Here is an 18,422-nt window from a genome sequence, read left to right on the forward strand (position 1 = left end):
TAAAGCACAGCTATTTTTATATTGCAGTTCTTTACCTATATTAGCCTATCAAACCAAGTATTATGAAACGCTGTATATTATTTTTTGGGTTACTACTAGTAACATCATGTTTAAAAAAGAATAAAACGACTGTAGATTTAATCATTACTGATGCAACGATTTATCAAGTAGATGAAAATTTTGATAAAGCTTCTGCCATTGCAATTACTGATGGGAAGATAATTGCCATAGGTTCTAACAGTTCAATTACTGATAATTATAAATCAGAAAAAACAGTGCACGCACAGGGTAAATTTATCTATCCTGGACTGATTGATGCACATTGCCACTATTATGAATACGGACTTACCTTGCAGCAGGTTGATCTTAGAGGTACCACGAGTATGGAAGATGTGGTAAAAAGAATTCAGAAATTTCAAAAGGAAAAGAAAACTAATTTTATAGTAGGAAATGGTTGGGACCAAAATGACTGGAAGATAAAAGAATATCCAAGTAAAGAAATTCTTGATAAATATTTTCCTGATACTCCTGTCGTACTGCATCGAATAGATGGTCATGCTATCATTGTAAATAGTAAGGTACTAAACATGGCAGGAATAACGAAGGACACGCCAGTTTCAGGTGGTCAAATCGAAATCAAAGATGGACAGCCTACAGGGATTTTAGTGGATAATCCAATGAATTTGGTTTTTGATATCATTCCAAAGCCATCTAGAAAAACGCAAATTGCTGCTTTGCTAGATGCTGAAAAAATCATGTTTGATTATGGTCTTACCACTGTAAATGATGCTGGCTTAGATCCAAGTATTATTCAGCTAATGGATAGTCTTCAAAAGACCAAAGCATTGCGATTGAATATTTATGCAATGGTTTCTGCAAGTCAAAAGAATATTGATCTTTACCTCAAAAAGGGAATTTATAAATCGGATAATTTAAATGTTCGTTCTTTTAAACTGTATGGTGATGGAGCTTTAGGTTCGCGTGGTGCATGTTTGCATAAAGAATATTCAGATATGCCACAGCAATTTGGAGCTTTGCTTTCGACACCAGAAAAATTGAGATCCATAGCACAGCAAATTGCAAATTCTAATTTTCAATTAAATTCTCATGCTATTGGGGATTCTGCTAATACTGTTTTGTTAAAAATCTACAAAGAAGTCCTAACTGGTAAAAAAGATCGTAGATGGAAAATCGAGCACGCTCAAATCATGAGAGAGCAGGATTTTGATTACTTCAAGTCGGGAATCATACCTTCTGTTCAACCTACACACGTAACATCTGATATGTACTGGGCAGGAAAAAGAATAGGGAAGGAGCGTTTAAAAAACGCCTATGCTTATAAAAAACTACTTGATAAAGCGGGGACTATTGCGTTAGGAACTGATTTTCCGGTAGAACAAGTAAACCCAATGTTGACTTTTCATGCAGCAGTAGCTCGTAAGGACGGCAATGGTTACCCAAATGGAGGTTTTCAGAAAGAGAATGCATTGAGCAGAGAGGAAACTTTACGCGGAATGACAATTTGGGCAGCATACTCTAATTTCGAAGAAAAGGAAAAAGGAAGTTTGGAAGTAGGTAAAAGAGCTGACTTTGTAATTTTTGATAAAGATATCATGAAAGTTAGAGAGAGTGATTTGTTAGATATCAAACCAGTGAGTACATATATCAAAGGTGCTAAAGTGAAGTAATAGTAACAATCAATATAGTATTAGTAAGTTTAAAATTGTAGTTTAAAATAGAGAGTCTAGTTTCAAATTAAAACGTGAAACTAGATTTTTACTTTAATATATAATAAGATGTGTCGTTTTTATTTTAACAATGTGTGTGATATCGCATATTTGTTTAATTGTAGGGATAGGATTAAGATAAAAGTAAAATTATGTGCGGGATATTAGCAATTATAGGAAAAGGAAAAGAAGAACAGTTAGTTAGGGAGCTATCAACAAGGATGGCACATCGTGGTCCAGATGAAAACGATTTACATATTACAGACAAAGGACATTTTTTAAGTCATGAGCGACTTTCGATTATAGATTTGCACTCAGGAAAGCAACCTATCAAGGGAAGTAAGTCAGCATATATGGTTCATAATGGCGAAATCTACAATCATGAGGTATTGCGCAAAGGCTTATTAAAGGAACATACTTTTAAAACCAAATCAGATTCTGAAGTAATCGTGCATTTGTATGAGGAGTTTGGTTATGATTTTTGCAATAAATTGGATGGTGATTTTGCCTTTGTAGTAATCGATGGCGATGATTACATGGCGGCGAGAGATCCGCTAGGAGTCAAACCCTTGTATTATGGATTAGATGAAAGAGGTAGGATTTATTTTGCGTCAGAGATGAAGGCAATTGCAGACCAATGCAAGACTTTCTCTACCTTTCCTCCAGGACATTATTATACGGCTAAAACGGGATTTGTAAAATATTACAGACCAGAATATGAGTATTATGCAAAAGCAGATCAACAATTAGATTACGAATTAATTAGAGCTGCTCTGACAGATGCGACAAGAAAAAGATTAATGTCTGATGTTCCTATCGGAGTGTTGCTTTCAGGAGGTTTAGATTCTTCTTTGACTTCGTCGATTGCTTCTCGTTTATTAAAAGAGCATGGCAAAAAATTGCATTCTTTTTCTATAGGTTTAGATGCTAATGCTCCAGATGTCGTTGCTGCAAGACAGGTGGCTACATTCCTAGGAGCAGAACATCATGAAGTGTTTTTTACGGTTCAAGAGGGTATTGCTATATTAGAAAAATTGATTTGGCAAATAGAAACTTACGATGTGACTTCAGTGAGAGCAAGTGTGCCTATGTATTTTTTATCGAGAGCGATTACAGACCTTGGTGTCAAAGTAGTGCTGTCAGGGGAAGGTGCAGATGAAATATTTGGAGGGTATTTATATTTTAGAAATGCTCCAACAGCTGAAGAATTTCAGAAAGAAACCATAGAGCGAGTTCAAAAACTTTTTACAGCTGATTTACTACGTGCAGACAAGTCAACAATGTCTCATGGTTTAGAGGCAAGAGTTCCATTTTTAGATCAAGAATTTTTAAATGTGGCTGTTCGAATAAAACCTGAAGAAAAGCAACCTAAAAATCATGAAGGGAAAGAAAAGTATATTTTGAGAAAAGCATTTGATACACCTGAAGATCCTTATTTACCAGACGAGATTTTGTGGAGACAAAAAGAACAATTTTCAGATGGCGTGGGATACAATTGGATTGATGAACTAATTTCTTACTGCGCAACTCAAGTTACCGATGAGCAACTAGAGGGTGCAGGAACTGAGTTCCCCTATAATTCACCAACTACAAAGGAGGCGTATTTATATCGTTCGATCTTTCAAAAATTTTATCCGCAGTTGAGTGCTGCTCAAACAGTGAGAAAATGGATTCCGAAATGGCAAGACAATTTAGATCCAAGTGGAAGAGCAAACGATGCACATTTAAAAGCCGACACAGCAATCTCTAGAGCGAAGGCAGCGGTATAACCAAATTACTATTATAATTTAAAAGCAAGATACTAACCTAGTTGTAAGTATCTTGCTTTTCTAGTTTAGTGTAAAAACTATATAGTAAAATTACTGTGGATATATTTATTGTAAGTATTATTTTCCTCTAGTAAACGACTATCTTATGTGTATCTTTAAACTATTCGATAAAAATACTTTTATGCTTTATTTAGCAATTGCTTAAATGCCCACTTTTTCTTTTTTAGCTAACTTTACAAGTATAAAATAACAATAAATGCAAACCGTTACATACGAAGGGATAAAGAAAAATGCTGATACTAAAGAGGTCATAAATGATCACCTTGTAGTTGAGGCACCACTCGAAATTAGCATTAATGAAACGCCATTTACTGTGGTTATGCGTACACCGGGAAATGATTTTGATCTGATCAGGGGATTACTTTATGTGGAGGATATTTACCGAAGTTTAAATAATCTTGAGATGGAAGTGATTTCTAACACTGAGAATGCGTTTACTAAGGTAGAAGTTACTATTCCGGAAGATTTAATAGGAGTGGGTTATCTAAATAAAAGATCGTTACTTTCAGTTTCATCATGTGGCATTTGCGGAAAACAACAGTTAGAAGACTTTGATAGTCCTAAAACCAAATTAGAGAAACAACAATCCATCAACTTGAATAAGCTTCCAGAACTTTTTATTGAGATGCGGGAAAACCAAAAGACATTTAGTTTAACTGGAGGATCGCATGCTGCTGCAATATTCAATACAAACTACGACATGTTGACTATTAGGGAAGATATTGGTAGACATAATGCTGTAGATAAGTGTGTAGGCGATTTAATTCAGAATCAAAAAATAAAAGATGCTGCTTTTTTACTTGTAAGCGGCAGGGTGTCTTATGAAATTATAACTAAAGCTTTTTTTGCTAAAATAGGAACTATCGTTGCTGTGTCTGCATGTTCGTCATTGGCGGTAGATTATGCAAAGGAATTCGGTATTTGTTTGATAGGATTCTCTAGAGACAGCAAAGCCACAATTTATTCAAATCCATAATAGTAAAAGAGGTACACTTTTTTTACTTTAAAATATAACGATATTATGATAAAGAAAACAATAGCGCAACCACCAGAAAAATTCACGGGTATAGAGGAAACTCAAATACCGCATTCGGCTGTGGGTTTCAAAGCAATTAAATCTGCGTTGATACATATTGCTGATGAGGTTGGAATTGTAAAAGGAGTAGGGCTTTTAGCCAAATTGAATCAAAAAGATGGATTTGATTGCCCTGGATGTGCGTGGCCAGATCCTGATGAAAAACGATCTTTTCTAGCAGAATACTGCGAGAATGGAGCAAAAGCAGTTGCGGAAGAAGCGACCAAAATGCGAGTTTCTCCTATGTTTTTTGCACTAAATAATGTGGCTGATTTAGGAACGCTTTCTGATTACGAATTAGGTAAAAAGGGGCGTATTACCAATCCAATGTATTTAAAGGAAGGTGCTACTCATTATGAAGAGATTAGCTGGGATAATGCCTTTAATCTAATAGGTAAAACATTGAATGGATTAGACTCTCCTGACGAAGCTGTTTTTTATACTTCAGGACGTACCAGTAATGAAGCCGCTTATTTATACCAATTGTTTGCTCGTCAATACGGGACAAATAATTTGCCAGATTGCTCTAATATGTGCCATGAATCAAGTGGGTCTGCTTTATCAGAAACAGTGGGGATAGGTAAGGGATCTGTAATATTAGACGATTTTAAACATGCTGATTTGGTAATTGTTATGGGCCAAAATCCGGGAACAAACCATCCTAGAATGTTAACAGCTTTAGGAGAGACTAAAGCGAATGGAGGGAAGATTATAAGTGTAAATCCACTGCCAGAAGTTGGTTTAAAGAATTTTATCGAACCTCAAAATCCATTGAAATGGTTGGGTAACGGAACTGACTTGTCTGATCTTTTTCTACAAGTAAAAATCAATGGTGATGTAGCTTTATTAAAAGCGATATTGTTATTATTACTTCAGAAAGAGCAAGCAAACCCGGGAAAAGTTTTCGATCATAAATTTATAGTAGAACAAACCTCAGGATATGAAACACTTATCGCTGATTTGCGAACATATAATTTATATGAATTAGTAGCGCAAACAGGATTGCAATTTGATGAAATCAATGAGGCTGCTGAAATGATCGCCAATAATGAAAAAATTATTGTTTGTTGGGCCATGGGTTTAACCCAACATAAAAATGGGGTTGACAATATTCGTGAAGTTGTTAATCTACTTTTATTGAAAGGAAGTATTGGTAAAGTTGGTGCGGGTACCTGTCCCGTCCGTGGACATTCAAATGTGCAAGGTGACCGTACAATGGGAATTTGGGAGAAGATGCCAGAAGAGTTCTTAGCCGGTTTGGATGCTTATTTCGACTTTAAGTCACCTAGAAAACATGGTTATGATGTTGTTAAAGCAATAGATGCTATGCATAAAAAAGAAGCGCGCTTCTTTTTAGGAATGGGAGGGAACTTTAACTCGGCAACTCCAGATACAGAGTTTACAGCTGAAGCATTAAGAAATTGCGATTTGACTGTTCATATTTCGACAAAAATAAACAGAAGTCATTTAGTACACGGTAAAGAAGCTTTAATTTTACCTTGCTTGGGGCGCACAGAAATTGATAAGCAGGCGAGCGGCGAACAATTTGTCACTACTGAGAATTCTATGGGCGTAATCGCACAATCAGTTGGGCACTTGACTCCACTGTCAGAATATTTGAAAAGTGAAACCGCTATTGTTGCTGGTATTGCCAAGGCTACTTTGAAAAATACAAAAGTAGATTGGGATACTTTGGCTGGGAATTATGACTTAATTAGAGACGCTGTTGAAGCAACAATACCTGGTTTTGATAAGTATAATGAGCGTGTTAGAGTTCCTGGTGGATTTTATCTACCTAATAATGCTAGAGACAACGATTTTACACCAACACATACAGGAAAAGCTAATTTTACAATAAATGAATTAAGTGATATAGTGCTAGATAAAGGGCACTATATGATGATGTCAATACGCACACATGATCAATACAATACAACCATTTACGGTTTAAATGATCGCTACCGCGGGATTTTGAATGAGAGAAGGGTAGTGTTTATGAACCAACAAGATGTTGATGAAGCGGGATTAAAGAAGAATGATTTGGTTGACTTGATAAGTCATTTTGAAGGACAAGAGCGCCTAGCCGAAAAGTTTATTGTGATTCCGTACAGCATACCTAGAGGATGTACAGCGACTTATTTTCCGGAGGCAAATGTATTAGTGCCGTTGAAAAGTGTGGCCAGGATTAGCAATCAGCCTACTTCAAAAACAGTTGTAATTTCTGTTCGAAAAAGTGCCTAAGTACATGTTTAAAAGTAGATTGAAAATTTTCATAGCAAACGCTATTTTTACAAATTGTAGAAATAGCGTTTTCTTTTTTAGGGCTATTTATTTTTTAAATAGAGAGGTGCAAATGCGTTACTTTTTAACTGAATAAATTTAATTTTTCGAATAAAAAAATAGTTGAGAACTGTTAAGTTGTGATGAAGTTTTTGTTTAAGAAGTTTAAGCTACTTAAATAATTAGAAAAAATATGTGTCGATATAGTTATTTTCTCAGTTTTTTATCAGTTATTGTGGGTAATATGTTGATAACTTAACCGCTTAAATAGGGAATTTAACGGTACAATAGTTTACATTTTTATATATTTGCGTGTTAGACAAAATTACATTTTAGAATAAATTATATGAGCGAAGAAATCAATAAGAGCAATTATTCAGCGGATAGTATTCAAGCATTAGAAGGAATGGAGCATGTAAGAATGCGACCATCGATGTATATTGGAGATGTAGGTGTAAGAGGTTTGCACCATTTAGTTTATGAAGTTGTCGATAACTCTATCGATGAAGCTATGGGGGGTCACTGTGACACTATTATAGTTGATATAAACGAGGATGGTTCCATTTCGGTTGAAGATAATGGTCGTGGTATTCCAGTAGGTATTCATAAAAAAGAAGGAGTTTCGGCTCTGGAGGTTGTAATGACTAAAATTGGTGCTGGAGGTAAATTTGACAAAGATTCGTATAAAGTTTCTGGAGGACTTCACGGTGTTGGGGTTTCTGTAGTAAACGCACTTTCTAATCATTTAAGAGCTACAGTTCATAGTAGTGATGGAAAGATTTACGAACAAGAATATGAAAAAGGAAAGGCGTTATATCCAGTAAAACAAATTGGCGAAACGACAAAAAGAGGTACCATCGTAACTTTTTATCCTGACCCAAGTATTTTTACGCAAACTATTGAATATTCTTATGATACGTTATCAGCACGTATGCGTGAATTGTCTTTCTTGAATAAAGGAATTTCGATCACTTTTACTGATAAGAGAGAAAAAGATAAAGATGGGAATTTTGTTGGTGAAGTTTTTCATTCTACAGAAGGTCTTAAAGAATACATTCGTTATTTAGATGGGAACCGTGAACCAATCATTGGTCATGTAATCTCTATGGATAATGACAAAGGAGAAATTCCTGTTGAGGTGGCGTTGATTTACAACACAAGTTATACAGAGAATATTTTTTCTTATGTGAATAATATTAATACACATGAAGGAGGAACACACTTGCAAGGTTTTAGAACTGGACTTACACGTTCATTAAAGAAATATGCAGATTCGTCTGGAATGTTAGATAAATTGAAGTTTGATATCTCAGGGGATGATTTCCGTGAAGGATTGACAGCAATTATATCTGTAAAAGTTGCAGAGCCACAATTTGAAGGGCAAACGAAAACGAAACTTGGAAATAGAGAAGTAGTTTCGCCTGTAAGTCAAGCAGTAGGTGATATGATTGAAGCATATTTGGAAGAAAATCCAAATGATGCACGTATCATTGTTCAAAAAGTAATTCTTGCAGCTCAAGCACGTCATGCAGCTAAAAAAGCGCGTGAAATGGTGCAGCGCAAAACCGTAATGGGTGGTGGTGGACTACCAGGAAAACTTTCTGACTGTTCAGAGCAAGATCCTGCAAAATGTGAAGTGTATCTTGTCGAGGGAGATTCGGCAGGGGGAACGGCTAAACAAGGTCGTGACCGTGCTTTTCAAGCAATCTTGCCTTTACGTGGTAAGATTTTGAATGTCGAAAAAGCAATGCATCACAAGGTTTTCGAAAATGAAGAGATTCGTAATATATTTACAGCTCTTGGAGTTACTGTAGGTACTGAAGAAGATAGCAAAGCATTGAATATTTCGAAATTACGTTACCATAAAGTAATTATTATGTGTGATGCCGATGTCGATGGTAGTCACATTTCTACTTTGATCTTAACATTCTTCTTCCGTTTTATGAAAGAATTAATTGAAGAAGGACACGTTTATATTGCAGCTCCACCTTTATATTTAGTTAAAAAAGGACAAAAGAAAGAGTATGCTTGGAATGACGTGCAACGCGACCAAGCCAATGAGAGAATGGGAGGAAGCGCGGCTATTCAACGTTATAAAGGTCTTGGAGAGATGAATGCTGAACAATTGTGGGAAACTACAATGGATCCTGGATTTAGAACTTTGCGCCAAGTAACTATTGATAGCTTAGCAGAAGCAGATAGAGTTTTCTCCATGTTGATGGGTGATGAAGTACCACCACGTAGAGAATTTATCGAGAAAAATGCAGTGTATGCAAATATCGATGCTTAAAAATTAATTGTAGTCTAGATTAATTGTTTTTTTAATTTGGAACTAACCAATAAATAAAATAACCACATAAACTCAAAAATATGAAAGTTACTATTGTAGGAGCAGGAAATGTTGGAGCCACTTGCGCAGATGTTATATCGTACCGAGGTATTGCTAGTGAAGTAGTTTTATTAGATATAAAAGAAGGTTTTGCTGAAGGAAAAGCACTTGATATAATGCAGTGTGCTACAAATACGGGATTTAATACAAAGGTTTCAGGAGTTACTAATGATTATTCTAAAACTGCTAATAGTGATGTTGTAGTAATTACATCAGGAATTCCCAGAAAACCTGGTATGACTAGAGAAGAGTTAATCGGGATTAATGCCGGGATTGTAAAATCTGTTGCAGAGAGCGTTTTACAACATTCGCCAGAAGCTATCATAGTTGTTGTTTCAAATCCTATGGATACGATGACTTACTTAGCGTTAAAAGCAACTGGTTTACCTAAAAACAGAATTATTGGTATGGGTGGAGCTTTAGATAGCTCTCGCTTTAGAACATATTTATCAATGGCTTTAGATAAACCCGCTAATGATATTGCTGCGATGGTAATAGGAGGGCATGGTGATACAACGATGATTCCATTAACGAGATTAGCTTCTTATAATGGTATTCCAGTTTCACAGTTTTTATCGCAAGAGGCTTTAGAAAAAGTTGCAGCAAATACTATGGTAGGTGGAGCGACTTTAACAGGTTTATTAGGTACATCTGCATGGTATGCACCTGGAGCTTCAGTTGCATTTTTAGTAGATAGTATTTTAAACGATCAAAAGAAGATGATTGCTTGCTCTGTAATGGTAGAAGGGGAATATGGTCAAAACGATATATGTATTGGCGTTCCTTGTATTATTGGTAAAAACGGTGTAGAGGAAATCGTTGAAATTGAGTTAAACGAGTCTGAAAAAGGATTGTTTGCTAAGAGTGCAGATGCTGTTAGGAATATGAATGACGCTTTAAAATCGATTTTAGCTTAGTATAAGTGTTATTGAACAAAGAAGACTGCACAATTGCAGTCTTTTTTTTGAGATTAATTAATAAATAAATTGGTTAATCTTAACCTTAATTATATATTTGCTCGGTTTATAAAAAATAGGGGATTAATTTCAGCTGTTTTTATTGAGGAATTTTACGATTACAACTTATTTTCTAGTGAGTTAAAAACAACAATAAATAAATATAAAATAATTAATTTTTAGTAATAATGCAGAATAAAGGACTCATTAAATTTTTCGCAATTCTATTTGCATTGGTAAGTATTTACCAACTATCATTCACATTTGTCGCAAGCAAAGTTAAAAACGATGCGAAAGCATTTGCAGGTGGGAATCCTGATAAAGAAGCTAAATATTTAGATTCTATTGGTAAAGAAAAAGTTTTTGATCTTGGATTTACAGACTTCACATTTAATGAAGTTAGTGACAAGCAAATTAACAAGGGTCTTGACTTAGAAGGTGGAATCAACGTTACACTTCAAATATCTGTAAAAGATATCTTGAAAGGATTATCTAATAATTCTAAAAATCCAGTTTTTAATAAATCATTAGCTGATGCAACTGCAAATCAAAGAGGAAATCAAACGTATATTGATGCATTCTTCGAAGCTTTTGAAGCAAACTCAAAAGGATCTGTAAAATTAGCTTCGCCAGAGATTTTCGCTAACAGAAGTTTACAAGGTGAAGATGGTGTTGATTATCAAATGACTGATTCTCAAGTACAAAAAATCATTAAGAGAAAAGTTGATGAATCTGTAGAAAGTGCTTTTGGAGTACTTAGAAAACGTATTGACAAATTTGGTGTGACGCAGCCTAATATTCAAAAATTAGGAGAGTCTGGAAAAATTCTTGTTGAGCTTCCAGGGGCTAAAGATGTGGACAGAATTAAAAAACTATTGCAAAGTACAGCTCAATTAGAGTTTTGGGAAACGTATAAAATCGACGAAGTTGGTAACTTTTTAGTTGCTGCTAACGAGGCTTTGAAAAAGACTGAAATTAATAAAGTTCAAACTAATACAGTTGTAAAAGACTCATTAAGCGCATTATTGAGTGATGTTAAAGATACGGCAGCTGTTCAAAAAGGGAATAACCCTTTATTTGACAAGATTGTTGCTCAAGGTGGTGGTCCGGTTTTAGGAATGTTTTTACCTAAGGATACAGCAACTGTAAACGGTTATTTAAAAAGAGCTGATATTAAAATTTTACTTCCTGCAGAACAGCGTTATGTTAAATTTGTTTGGGGTAAATCGACAACTATCACAAATGCTCAAGACAAAGAAATTGAAGTTGTAGAATTATACGCTTTAAAAGGAAATAGAGACAATGTAGCTGCTATGGGTGGTGGAGTTGTGACTGATGCAAAAGATTCATTTGATCAATCAGGAAAACCATCTGTTTCTATGCAAATGAACGGACAAGGTGCGAAAGCTTGGGAAGAATTAACAGGGAAAGCATATACTCAAAAAAGTAATATCGCAATTGTTCTTGATAATATCGTTTACTCTGCTCCAGGTGTATCAAGCGGACCTATCGCTGGTGGTAGATCTGAGATTTCTGGCGCCTTTGATATTACAGAAACTAAGGATTTAGCTAACGTATTAAGAGCTGGTAAATTACCTGCTGCTGCAGATATCGTACAGTCAGAAGTTGTTGGACCATCATTGGGTCAAGAAGCTATTGATAATGGTACAAATTCTGCGATTGTAGGTTTACTTATTGTATCACTATGGATGATGGTTTATTACGGTAAAGCTGGTTGGTATTCTAACATAGCATTAGCGGTTAACTTACTTTTCCTTTTCGGAATATTAGCAAGTTTAGGTGCTGTATTAACATTACCTGGTATTGCTGGTATTGTTTTAACAATGGGTACTGCAGTAGATGCGAATATCATTATATATGAAAGAGCAAAAGAAGAATTACGTGCTGGTAAAACATTAGAAGAAGCTATTAAGACTTCTTATAGCTGGAGAGGTGCAATGTCATCTATTACTGACGCTAACGTAACGCATGTATTGACAGGTGCGGTATTATTTATATTTGGTTCAGGACCAATTAAAGGTTTTGCAACAACTTTGCTAATAGGTATTGCTACTTCATTGTTTACTTCGATTTTTATCGCTAGAATTTTCTTAGATAGAAATTTGAAAACTAAAAATGACTTAACGTTTGTAACTAATTTTTCTAAGAAAATATTCAACAACTTTCATTTCAATTTCTTAGGAATGAAAAAATGGACATATTTATTTTCAAGTATTGTAATTGTTGTAAGTATCATTTCATTGTCAACAAATGGTTTAGATGAAGGTGTAGATTTCGTAGGAGGAAGAACTTTCCAAATTCGTTTTGATAAACCAATTGAAACAGATGTTGTAAAAGCTGAGTTAGCTAACGTTTTTGACGGAAGTGCTGAAGTAAAAATTTTTGGTGATAATAATCAGTTAAAAATCACAACAAAGTACAAAGTTAAAGAACATGGTGTAGAAGCTGATGGAGAGGTTAATAAGTTGTTATTTGAAACTTTAAAACATCATTATGCAGCAGGATTAACATACGATAAATTCGTTAATGCTTATGATGGTAAAACAATTGGTATTGTTCAAGCTTCAAAAGTTGGTCCGTCAGTTGCACAGGATATCAAGACTAATGCTTACTGGGCTGTACTTGGTGCCATGTTATTAGTATTCTTGTACTTGATGATTAGTTTTAGAAAATGGCAATATAGTTTGGGTGCTATCGCTGCTGTTGCGCATGATGTTATCTTTGTATTAGGAATTTATTCTCTATGCTATAAATTCATGCCTTTCGGAATGGAGATTGACCAGCACTTTATCGCTGCAATCTTAACAGTTATTGGATATTCGATGAATGATACTGTAATTGTATTTGATAGAGTTCGTGAATTTTTGGCAGGTAAGACTAAAGGAAATTTCGCTGATATCGTTAACCAATCGATTAACACTACTATGTCTAGAACAATTAATACGTCATTGACAATGATCGTGGTTTTATTAATCATGTTCATATTTGGAGGAGAATCTATTAGAGGATTTATCTTTGCAATGTTAGTTGGTATCGTTGTGGGAACATATTCATCTTTATTTATCGCTACTCCAGTTTTAGTGGATACGATCTCAAAAGAAGATAAAAACCGTGTTGAAAAAGAACATGAAGAGGTGATTTCATAATACCTTGTTAAATAAAATTATTAAAGGACTGTCTATTTAGACAGTCCTTTTTTTTTATACAAATTTTGAGGGTAAAGCCTAGACTGTTTTTTTTTTGTTAATCTTTTGTGCTCTATTTGAACCATGAGCTTCATCAATGATATAAGACAATGTTCTGCTTTGATTTCACCAGATATAAGCTAAAAACGAGAGTAAAGTAGTTATAAGGTCATTTTAGTTGATTGGTCTATTAATATTTTTTTTCTGTACTAATTTTTATAAGTCGTTTTAAATAATCTCAAAAAATGGCAAGTAATATTATGAGTTAGAGTAGAAAATTAATATGCCCTAGGGCTAACTTGCTTCTCAACGTGTTTTAAGTGTCATCAGGAATGAATTAAAGGCAGTTTCCACTAGGATTTTATGTAATCAATCAAATCATATTAATAGCAATTTAATCGACGGTTTAAACTGGAGATTAATGCAAGAATTGCTATGTAGAATTTAGTTATGTTTATTTATATTGTAAACTAGTGCACATGTGTGAGGCTATTGTAAGAGATAATTATCTCCATTTCAAAGTTTGATGTGGGGAAATTTTTTGAGACTCAGTTCGTTTGCTCTAGTTGATGTTTAGGCATAAAAAAAACCTTAATCTTTCGATTAAGGTTTTCTATGTAAGTAAGTAATCTTAAATTGAGTTGATAAAACGTTTATTTTACTTTATTAAGTATTGCTTTGAAAGCTTCTGGGTGGTTCATAGCCAAATCTGCAAGAACTTTACGGTTCAATTCGATATTGTTCTTTTTCACTTTACCCATGAATTGAGAATAAGACATTCCTTCTAATCTAGCTCCAGCGTTGATACGTTGAATCCATAAAGCACGGAAATTTCTTTTATTCACTTTTCTGTCACGGTAAGCGTAGCACATTGCTTTCTCTACCGCATTCTTAGCAACTGTCCAAACGTTTTTACGTCTACCAAAGAAACCTTTGGCTTGCTTCATTATTTTTTTTCTTCTTGCTCTTTTAGCAACTGAATTTACCGATCTTGGCATAATTTTTATGTGTTTTTGTAGCAGGCGGCTTGAATTGAATCAAAAGCACTTAATGGCCATACTCCAAGGTTATTTTTAAATTGTTTTAACCTAAAGATTATTTAGGCAAAAGTTAAAAGGCAATAGGCAAAAGTTTTAAAACTAATAGCTAGTGGCTTTTTACTAATGGCTTCCTAGATAATTCTTAATTGTTGTTTGATACTTTTCATATCTGTTTTGTGAACTAACGCTGAGTGTGTCAAAGCTAATTTACGTTTTTTAGATTTTTTAGTCAAGATGTGACTTTTAAAAGCATGCTTTCTTTTAATCTTTCCAGAACCAGTAACTTTAAAACGTTTCTTGGCGCTAGATTTGGTTTTCATTTTAGGCATTTTTTCCTAGTGTTTTAATTTATTCTTACTTACTTATTTTGAGTAATTAGCCATTAGCCATTAGCCAATAGTTCTACACTATTGCCGTTTGCCGTTTGACTATTAACTATTTCTTTTTCTTAGGAGCAATGAACATAATCATTCTCTTTCCTTCAAGAACTGGCATCGCTTCAACTTTACCAAATTCTTCTAAGTCTGTAGCTAATCTTAATAATAAGATTTGACCTTGATCTTTATAAATAATAGAACGACCTTTAAAGAATACAAAAGCTTTTAACTTAGCACCTTCTTTCAAGAATTTTTCAGCGTTCTTTCTTTTAAATTCATAATCATGCTCATCTGTTTGAGGACCAAAACGAATTTCTTTCACAGTTACTTGTGTAGATTTCGCCTTTAAAACCTTATCACGTTTCTTTTGCTCGTAAACAAATTTCTTGTAATCCATGATTTTGCATACTGGCGGCTCAGCATTTGGTGAAATTTCAACTAAATCTAGTTCAAATTGATCCGCTAAACGTAGTGCTTCTGAAAGTTTAAAAACTCCAGGCTCAATGTTTTCACCTACAAGACGTACCTCTTGTATACCACGAATATGATTATTAATTCTGTGGGCATCCTTTTTTTCTACGCGAGGTTGGTAACCTCTGTTGCTTCTTATTGCTATGACTTTATAATTTAAGTTAAACTGTAAATACTTTTAATGTTTTTTTAATCTCTGCGTCAACAATAGCGGCAAATTCTTCTATTGAAATAGTAATATTACCTTTGCCTTCTTGTCCATGACGACGTATTGAAATAGTCCCGTTTTTCTCTTCTTCTTCTCCTACAATAAGCATGAATGGGATTTTTTGCATTTCTGCATCCCTGATTTTCTTACCAATTGTTTCGTTTCGGTTGTCTATTAATGCGCGAATTTCGTGATTTTCTAGCAAATCTAAAACTTTTTTAGCATAAATTTCATATTTCTCGCTTAAAGACAAGATTATAGCTTGCTCAGGCATTAACCACAGTGGGAAATTTCCTGCAGTGTGTTCTAAAAGTATGGCTATAAAACGCTCCATAGAACCAAATGGTGCTCTGTGAATCATCACTGGTCTGTGCAATTCATTATCAGATCCTTTGTAAGTTAAATCAAAACGTTCTGGTAAATTGTAGTCCACTTGAATCGTTCCTAACTGCCATTGTCTTCCTAAGGCATCTTTTACCATGAAATCCAATTTTGGACCGTAAAAAGCTGCTTCGCCGTATTCTATTACAGTGTTTAGACCTTTGTCTGCAGCGGCATTGATAATTGCGTTCTCTGCTTTCTCCCAGTTTTCATCTGTCCCTATATATTTTTCTCTATTTTCTTTGTCTCTTAGTGAAATTTGAGCTGTAAAATTTTCAAATCCTAACGAACCAAAAACATAAAGTACTAAATCAATGACTTTTTTAAATTCTTCGTCTAGTTGTTCTGGTGTGCAAAAAATATGTGCATCATCTTGAGTAAAACCACGTACACGAGTCAAACCATGCAACTCTCCACTTTGTTCGTATCTATAAACAGTACCAAATTCAGCGTAACGTTTTGGTAAGTCTTTATATGACCACGGTCTTACGTTATAGATTTCACAGTGGTGCGGGCAATTCATTGGTTTCAGTAAAAACTCTTCACCTTCATGAGGTGTGCTTATCGGTTGAAAACTGTCTGCCCCGTATTTAGCATAATGTCCAGAAGTAACATATAATTCTTTCTGTCCAATGTGTGGCGTAACTACTTGTTCATAACCAGCTTTCTTTTGCGCTTTTTTCAAGAATTGTTCTAAGCGTTCTCTTAATGCAGCTCCTTTTGGTAGCCATAATGGTAAACCTTGACCTACTTTTTGAGAAAATGCAAACAATTCTAATTCCTTACCTAGTTTTCTGTGATCTCTTCGTTTAGCTTCTTCAAGTAAAAGTAAGTATTCAGTTAAGTCCTTCTGTTTAGGGAAAGATGTTCCATATACTCTTGTTAATTGCTTGTTCTTTTCGTCTCCTCTCCAGTAAGCACCGGCAACACTCATCACTTTCATTGCTTTGATGATTCCGGTATTTGGAATATGACCACCTCGGCACAAGTCAGTAAAAGTATCATGATCGCAAAACGTAATTGTTCCGTCCTCAAGATTTGTTATCATTTCAGTTTTGTAAACGTTGTCCTTATAAATTTCTAAAGCTTCAGCCTTAGTTACAGGACGTAATTTAAATTCATGTTTTCCTCTCGAAATTTCAAGAACGCGGTCTTCGATTTTCTTAAAGTCAGCTTCAGTGATTTTATGTTCTTCAAAATCTACGTCATAATAAAAACCGTTAGCTATCGCAGGCCCAAGAGTTAATTTGATTCCAGGATACATTTCTTCAAGAACTTGTGCCATCACGTGCGAAGTAGAGTGCCAAAAAGCTTTCTTTCCGCCTTCGTCATTCCATGTATATAAAACAAGACTACCGTCCGTCGTCAAAGGAGTTGACGTTTCAACTGTTGTACCATTAAAAGAAGCCGAAATTACATTTCTAGCAAATCCTTCGCTAATACTTTTAGCAACATCCATCGGAGTCACGTCTGCTGCGTACTCTCTAACTGACCCATCGGGTAAAGTAATCTTAATCATTGTTTGTTAATTTAAGAATGCAAATATAAACCTTTACAAAAACACACACAATATATATAAGGTTTGTTTTTTTTTACGGAGTAGGAATAATCCGTTAGCTTGATTTTTAGTGTATTTTAAATACAGCGAGCTCTATCTTGGTTAATAGTTTCTTTAGGTTTAGCAGCTATTTCCTGCTATTCGCTACAATCTACTGACCTTCTCGATTGTCATCGAGGTTGTCAGTAGGATTTCCACTGCTATCAAGGCTAGTTAATGTTTCGTTGTTTAATGAATGTTTTTTCATTTCATTTTACTCCTTATATATAGGAGAGGGTGTTTTCTGATTTTGGTCAAGACTGTTGTGCTATGTCTCATGTTGTATTTGGTAGGTTATCGTGCAACCGATTTTAATTTTGAATCTTTAAAATAGTTGTTTGGTTGTCTTGACTCGCTCTGTCTGTATTATTAAGTATAGCTATCTAAGGTTTATTTCACTTAGGAGCTATTTCCTGCTATCCGCTGCAATCTTTTATAATTACTCGATTACCATCGAATAATTATAAAAGGATTTCCACTACTATCAGGGCTAGGGTTGGGCGGTGACCAGTGTACTGTGCTTCTCCATTATATTTTGATAACCCTTGTAAGATTAGAAACGAGATTAAGAAGTGTTTGATTGATCAAGTTATATAATGAGTGCGATTGAATCTTTAATTTACATGATTAGGTAGAGACTTTGCCTCTTAATCTGTCGATTAATCCTACAAACCGAAAAAAAGCTCATTTTAGTCTAACCTCAAATAATACATTTTCAATAAGTTAAACAGTGTTTTAAAAATAAAGTAAACAAAAGCGGTTTTGGTGTATTGTTTATCGGTTTAAACTACCTACTTTTGCACCCGCAACAGCGAATAAGTTCTTTACATGATGGCAAGCAAAACGAAATGAGTTGAAAATTTATTTTCAGATTATTTTAAAAAAA

The 18,422-nt window shown here is 34.6% G+C and carries 11 protein-coding genes; 7 read left to right on the plus strand and 4 right to left on the minus strand.

Annotation, left to right across the window (positions count from 1 at the left end; genetic code table 11):
- The first annotated feature begins 62 nt into the window (after positions 1-62).
- The 7 genes from H603_RS0111080 (at position 63) to secDF (ending at position 13,423) form a co-directional block, all read left to right on the plus strand.
- Positions 63-1,688, plus strand: a complete 1,626-nt coding sequence (locus H603_RS0111080) for an amidohydrolase (protein WP_026708670.1) — start codon at positions 63-65, stop codon at positions 1,686-1,688.
- 191 nt (positions 1,689-1,879) lie between these two features.
- On the plus strand, positions 1,880-3,496 hold the full coding sequence (asnB, locus tag H603_RS0111085) for an asparagine synthase B (RefSeq protein ID WP_026708671.1): 1,617 nt from the start codon (positions 1,880-1,882) through the stop codon (positions 3,494-3,496).
- A gap of 256 nt (positions 3,497-3,752) precedes the next feature.
- On the plus strand, positions 3,753-4,532 hold the full coding sequence (gene fdhD, locus H603_RS0111090) for a formate dehydrogenase accessory sulfurtransferase FdhD (RefSeq protein ID WP_026708672.1): 780 nt from the start codon (positions 3,753-3,755) through the stop codon (positions 4,530-4,532).
- A 45-nt stretch (positions 4,533-4,577) separates the two neighbouring features.
- Positions 4,578-6,872, plus strand: a complete 2,295-nt coding sequence (locus H603_RS0111095) for an FdhF/YdeP family oxidoreductase (RefSeq protein ID WP_026708673.1) — start codon at positions 4,578-4,580, stop codon at positions 6,870-6,872.
- 385 nt (positions 6,873-7,257) lie between these two features.
- On the plus strand, positions 7,258-9,201 hold the full coding sequence (gyrB, locus tag H603_RS0111100) for a DNA topoisomerase (ATP-hydrolyzing) subunit B (protein WP_026708674.1): 1,944 nt from the start codon (positions 7,258-7,260) through the stop codon (positions 9,199-9,201).
- Between the two features lie 80 nt (positions 9,202-9,281).
- On the plus strand, positions 9,282-10,217 hold the full coding sequence (gene mdh / locus H603_RS0111105; RefSeq protein ID WP_026708675.1) for a malate dehydrogenase: 936 nt from the start codon (positions 9,282-9,284) through the stop codon (positions 10,215-10,217).
- A gap of 227 nt (positions 10,218-10,444) precedes the next feature.
- Complete coding sequence (secDF, locus tag H603_RS0111110; protein WP_026708676.1) at positions 10,445-13,423, plus strand: protein translocase subunit SecDF; 2,979 nt, start codon at positions 10,445-10,447, stop codon at positions 13,421-13,423.
- A gap of 692 nt (positions 13,424-14,115) precedes the next feature.
- Here secDF and rplT read toward each other — a convergent pair.
- The 4 genes from rplT to thrS form a co-directional block, all read right to left on the minus strand.
- The gene (gene rplT / locus H603_RS0111115; protein ID WP_026708677.1) at positions 14,116-14,460 is read right to left on the minus strand and encodes a 50S ribosomal protein L20; all 345 of its coding nucleotides are present in this window, start codon (positions 14,458-14,460) and stop codon (positions 14,116-14,118) included.
- Between the two features lie 173 nt (positions 14,461-14,633).
- Positions 14,634-14,831: a 50S ribosomal protein L35 gene (rpmI, locus tag H603_RS0111120; protein ID WP_022827375.1), complete on the minus strand. Its 198-nt coding sequence runs from the start codon at positions 14,829-14,831 to the stop codon at positions 14,634-14,636.
- Positions 14,832-14,937: 106 nt separating this feature from the next.
- On the minus strand, positions 14,938-15,495 hold the full coding sequence (gene infC / locus H603_RS17325) for a translation initiation factor IF-3 (protein ID WP_370566944.1): 558 nt from the start codon (positions 15,493-15,495) through the stop codon (positions 14,938-14,940).
- A gap of 16 nt (positions 15,496-15,511) precedes the next feature.
- Positions 15,512-17,458, minus strand: coding sequence for a threonine--tRNA ligase (thrS, locus tag H603_RS0111130; RefSeq protein ID WP_026708679.1), 1,947 nt, complete (start codon positions 17,456-17,458; stop codon positions 15,512-15,514).
- Positions 17,459-18,422 lie beyond the last annotated feature (964 nt).

Origin of the sequence: Flavobacterium frigidarium DSM 17623 (assembly GCF_000425505.1) — a bacterium.
Classification (GTDB): domain Bacteria; phylum Bacteroidota; class Bacteroidia; order Flavobacteriales; family Flavobacteriaceae; genus Flavobacterium; species Flavobacterium frigidarium.

Excerpts from the sequence above, each read along its gene's own strand:
- H603_RS0111080 (WP_026708670.1), top strand. The coding sequence starts at position 63 with ATGAAACGCTGTATATTATTTTTTGGGTTACTACTAGTAACATCATGT.
- asnB (WP_026708671.1), top strand. The coding sequence starts at position 1,880 with ATGTGCGGGATATTAGCAATTATAGGAAAAGGAAAAGAAGAACAGTTA.
- fdhD (WP_026708672.1), top strand. The coding sequence starts at position 3,753 with ATGCAAACCGTTACATACGAAGGGATAAAGAAAAATGCTGATACTAAA.
- H603_RS0111095 (WP_026708673.1), top strand. The coding sequence starts at position 4,578 with ATGATAAAGAAAACAATAGCGCAACCACCAGAAAAATTCACGGGTATA.
- gyrB (WP_026708674.1), top strand. The coding sequence starts at position 7,258 with ATGAGCGAAGAAATCAATAAGAGCAATTATTCAGCGGATAGTATTCAA.
- mdh (WP_026708675.1), top strand. The coding sequence starts at position 9,282 with ATGAAAGTTACTATTGTAGGAGCAGGAAATGTTGGAGCCACTTGCGCA.
- secDF (WP_026708676.1), top strand. The coding sequence starts at position 10,445 with ATGCAGAATAAAGGACTCATTAAATTTTTCGCAATTCTATTTGCATTG.
- rplT (WP_026708677.1), bottom strand. The coding sequence starts at position 14,460 with ATGCCAAGATCGGTAAATTCAGTTGCTAAAAGAGCAAGAAGAAAAAAA.
- rpmI (WP_022827375.1), bottom strand. The coding sequence starts at position 14,831 with ATGCCTAAAATGAAAACCAAATCTAGCGCCAAGAAACGTTTTAAAGTT.
- thrS (WP_026708679.1), bottom strand. The coding sequence starts at position 17,458 with ATGATTAAGATTACTTTACCCGATGGGTCAGTTAGAGAGTACGCAGCA.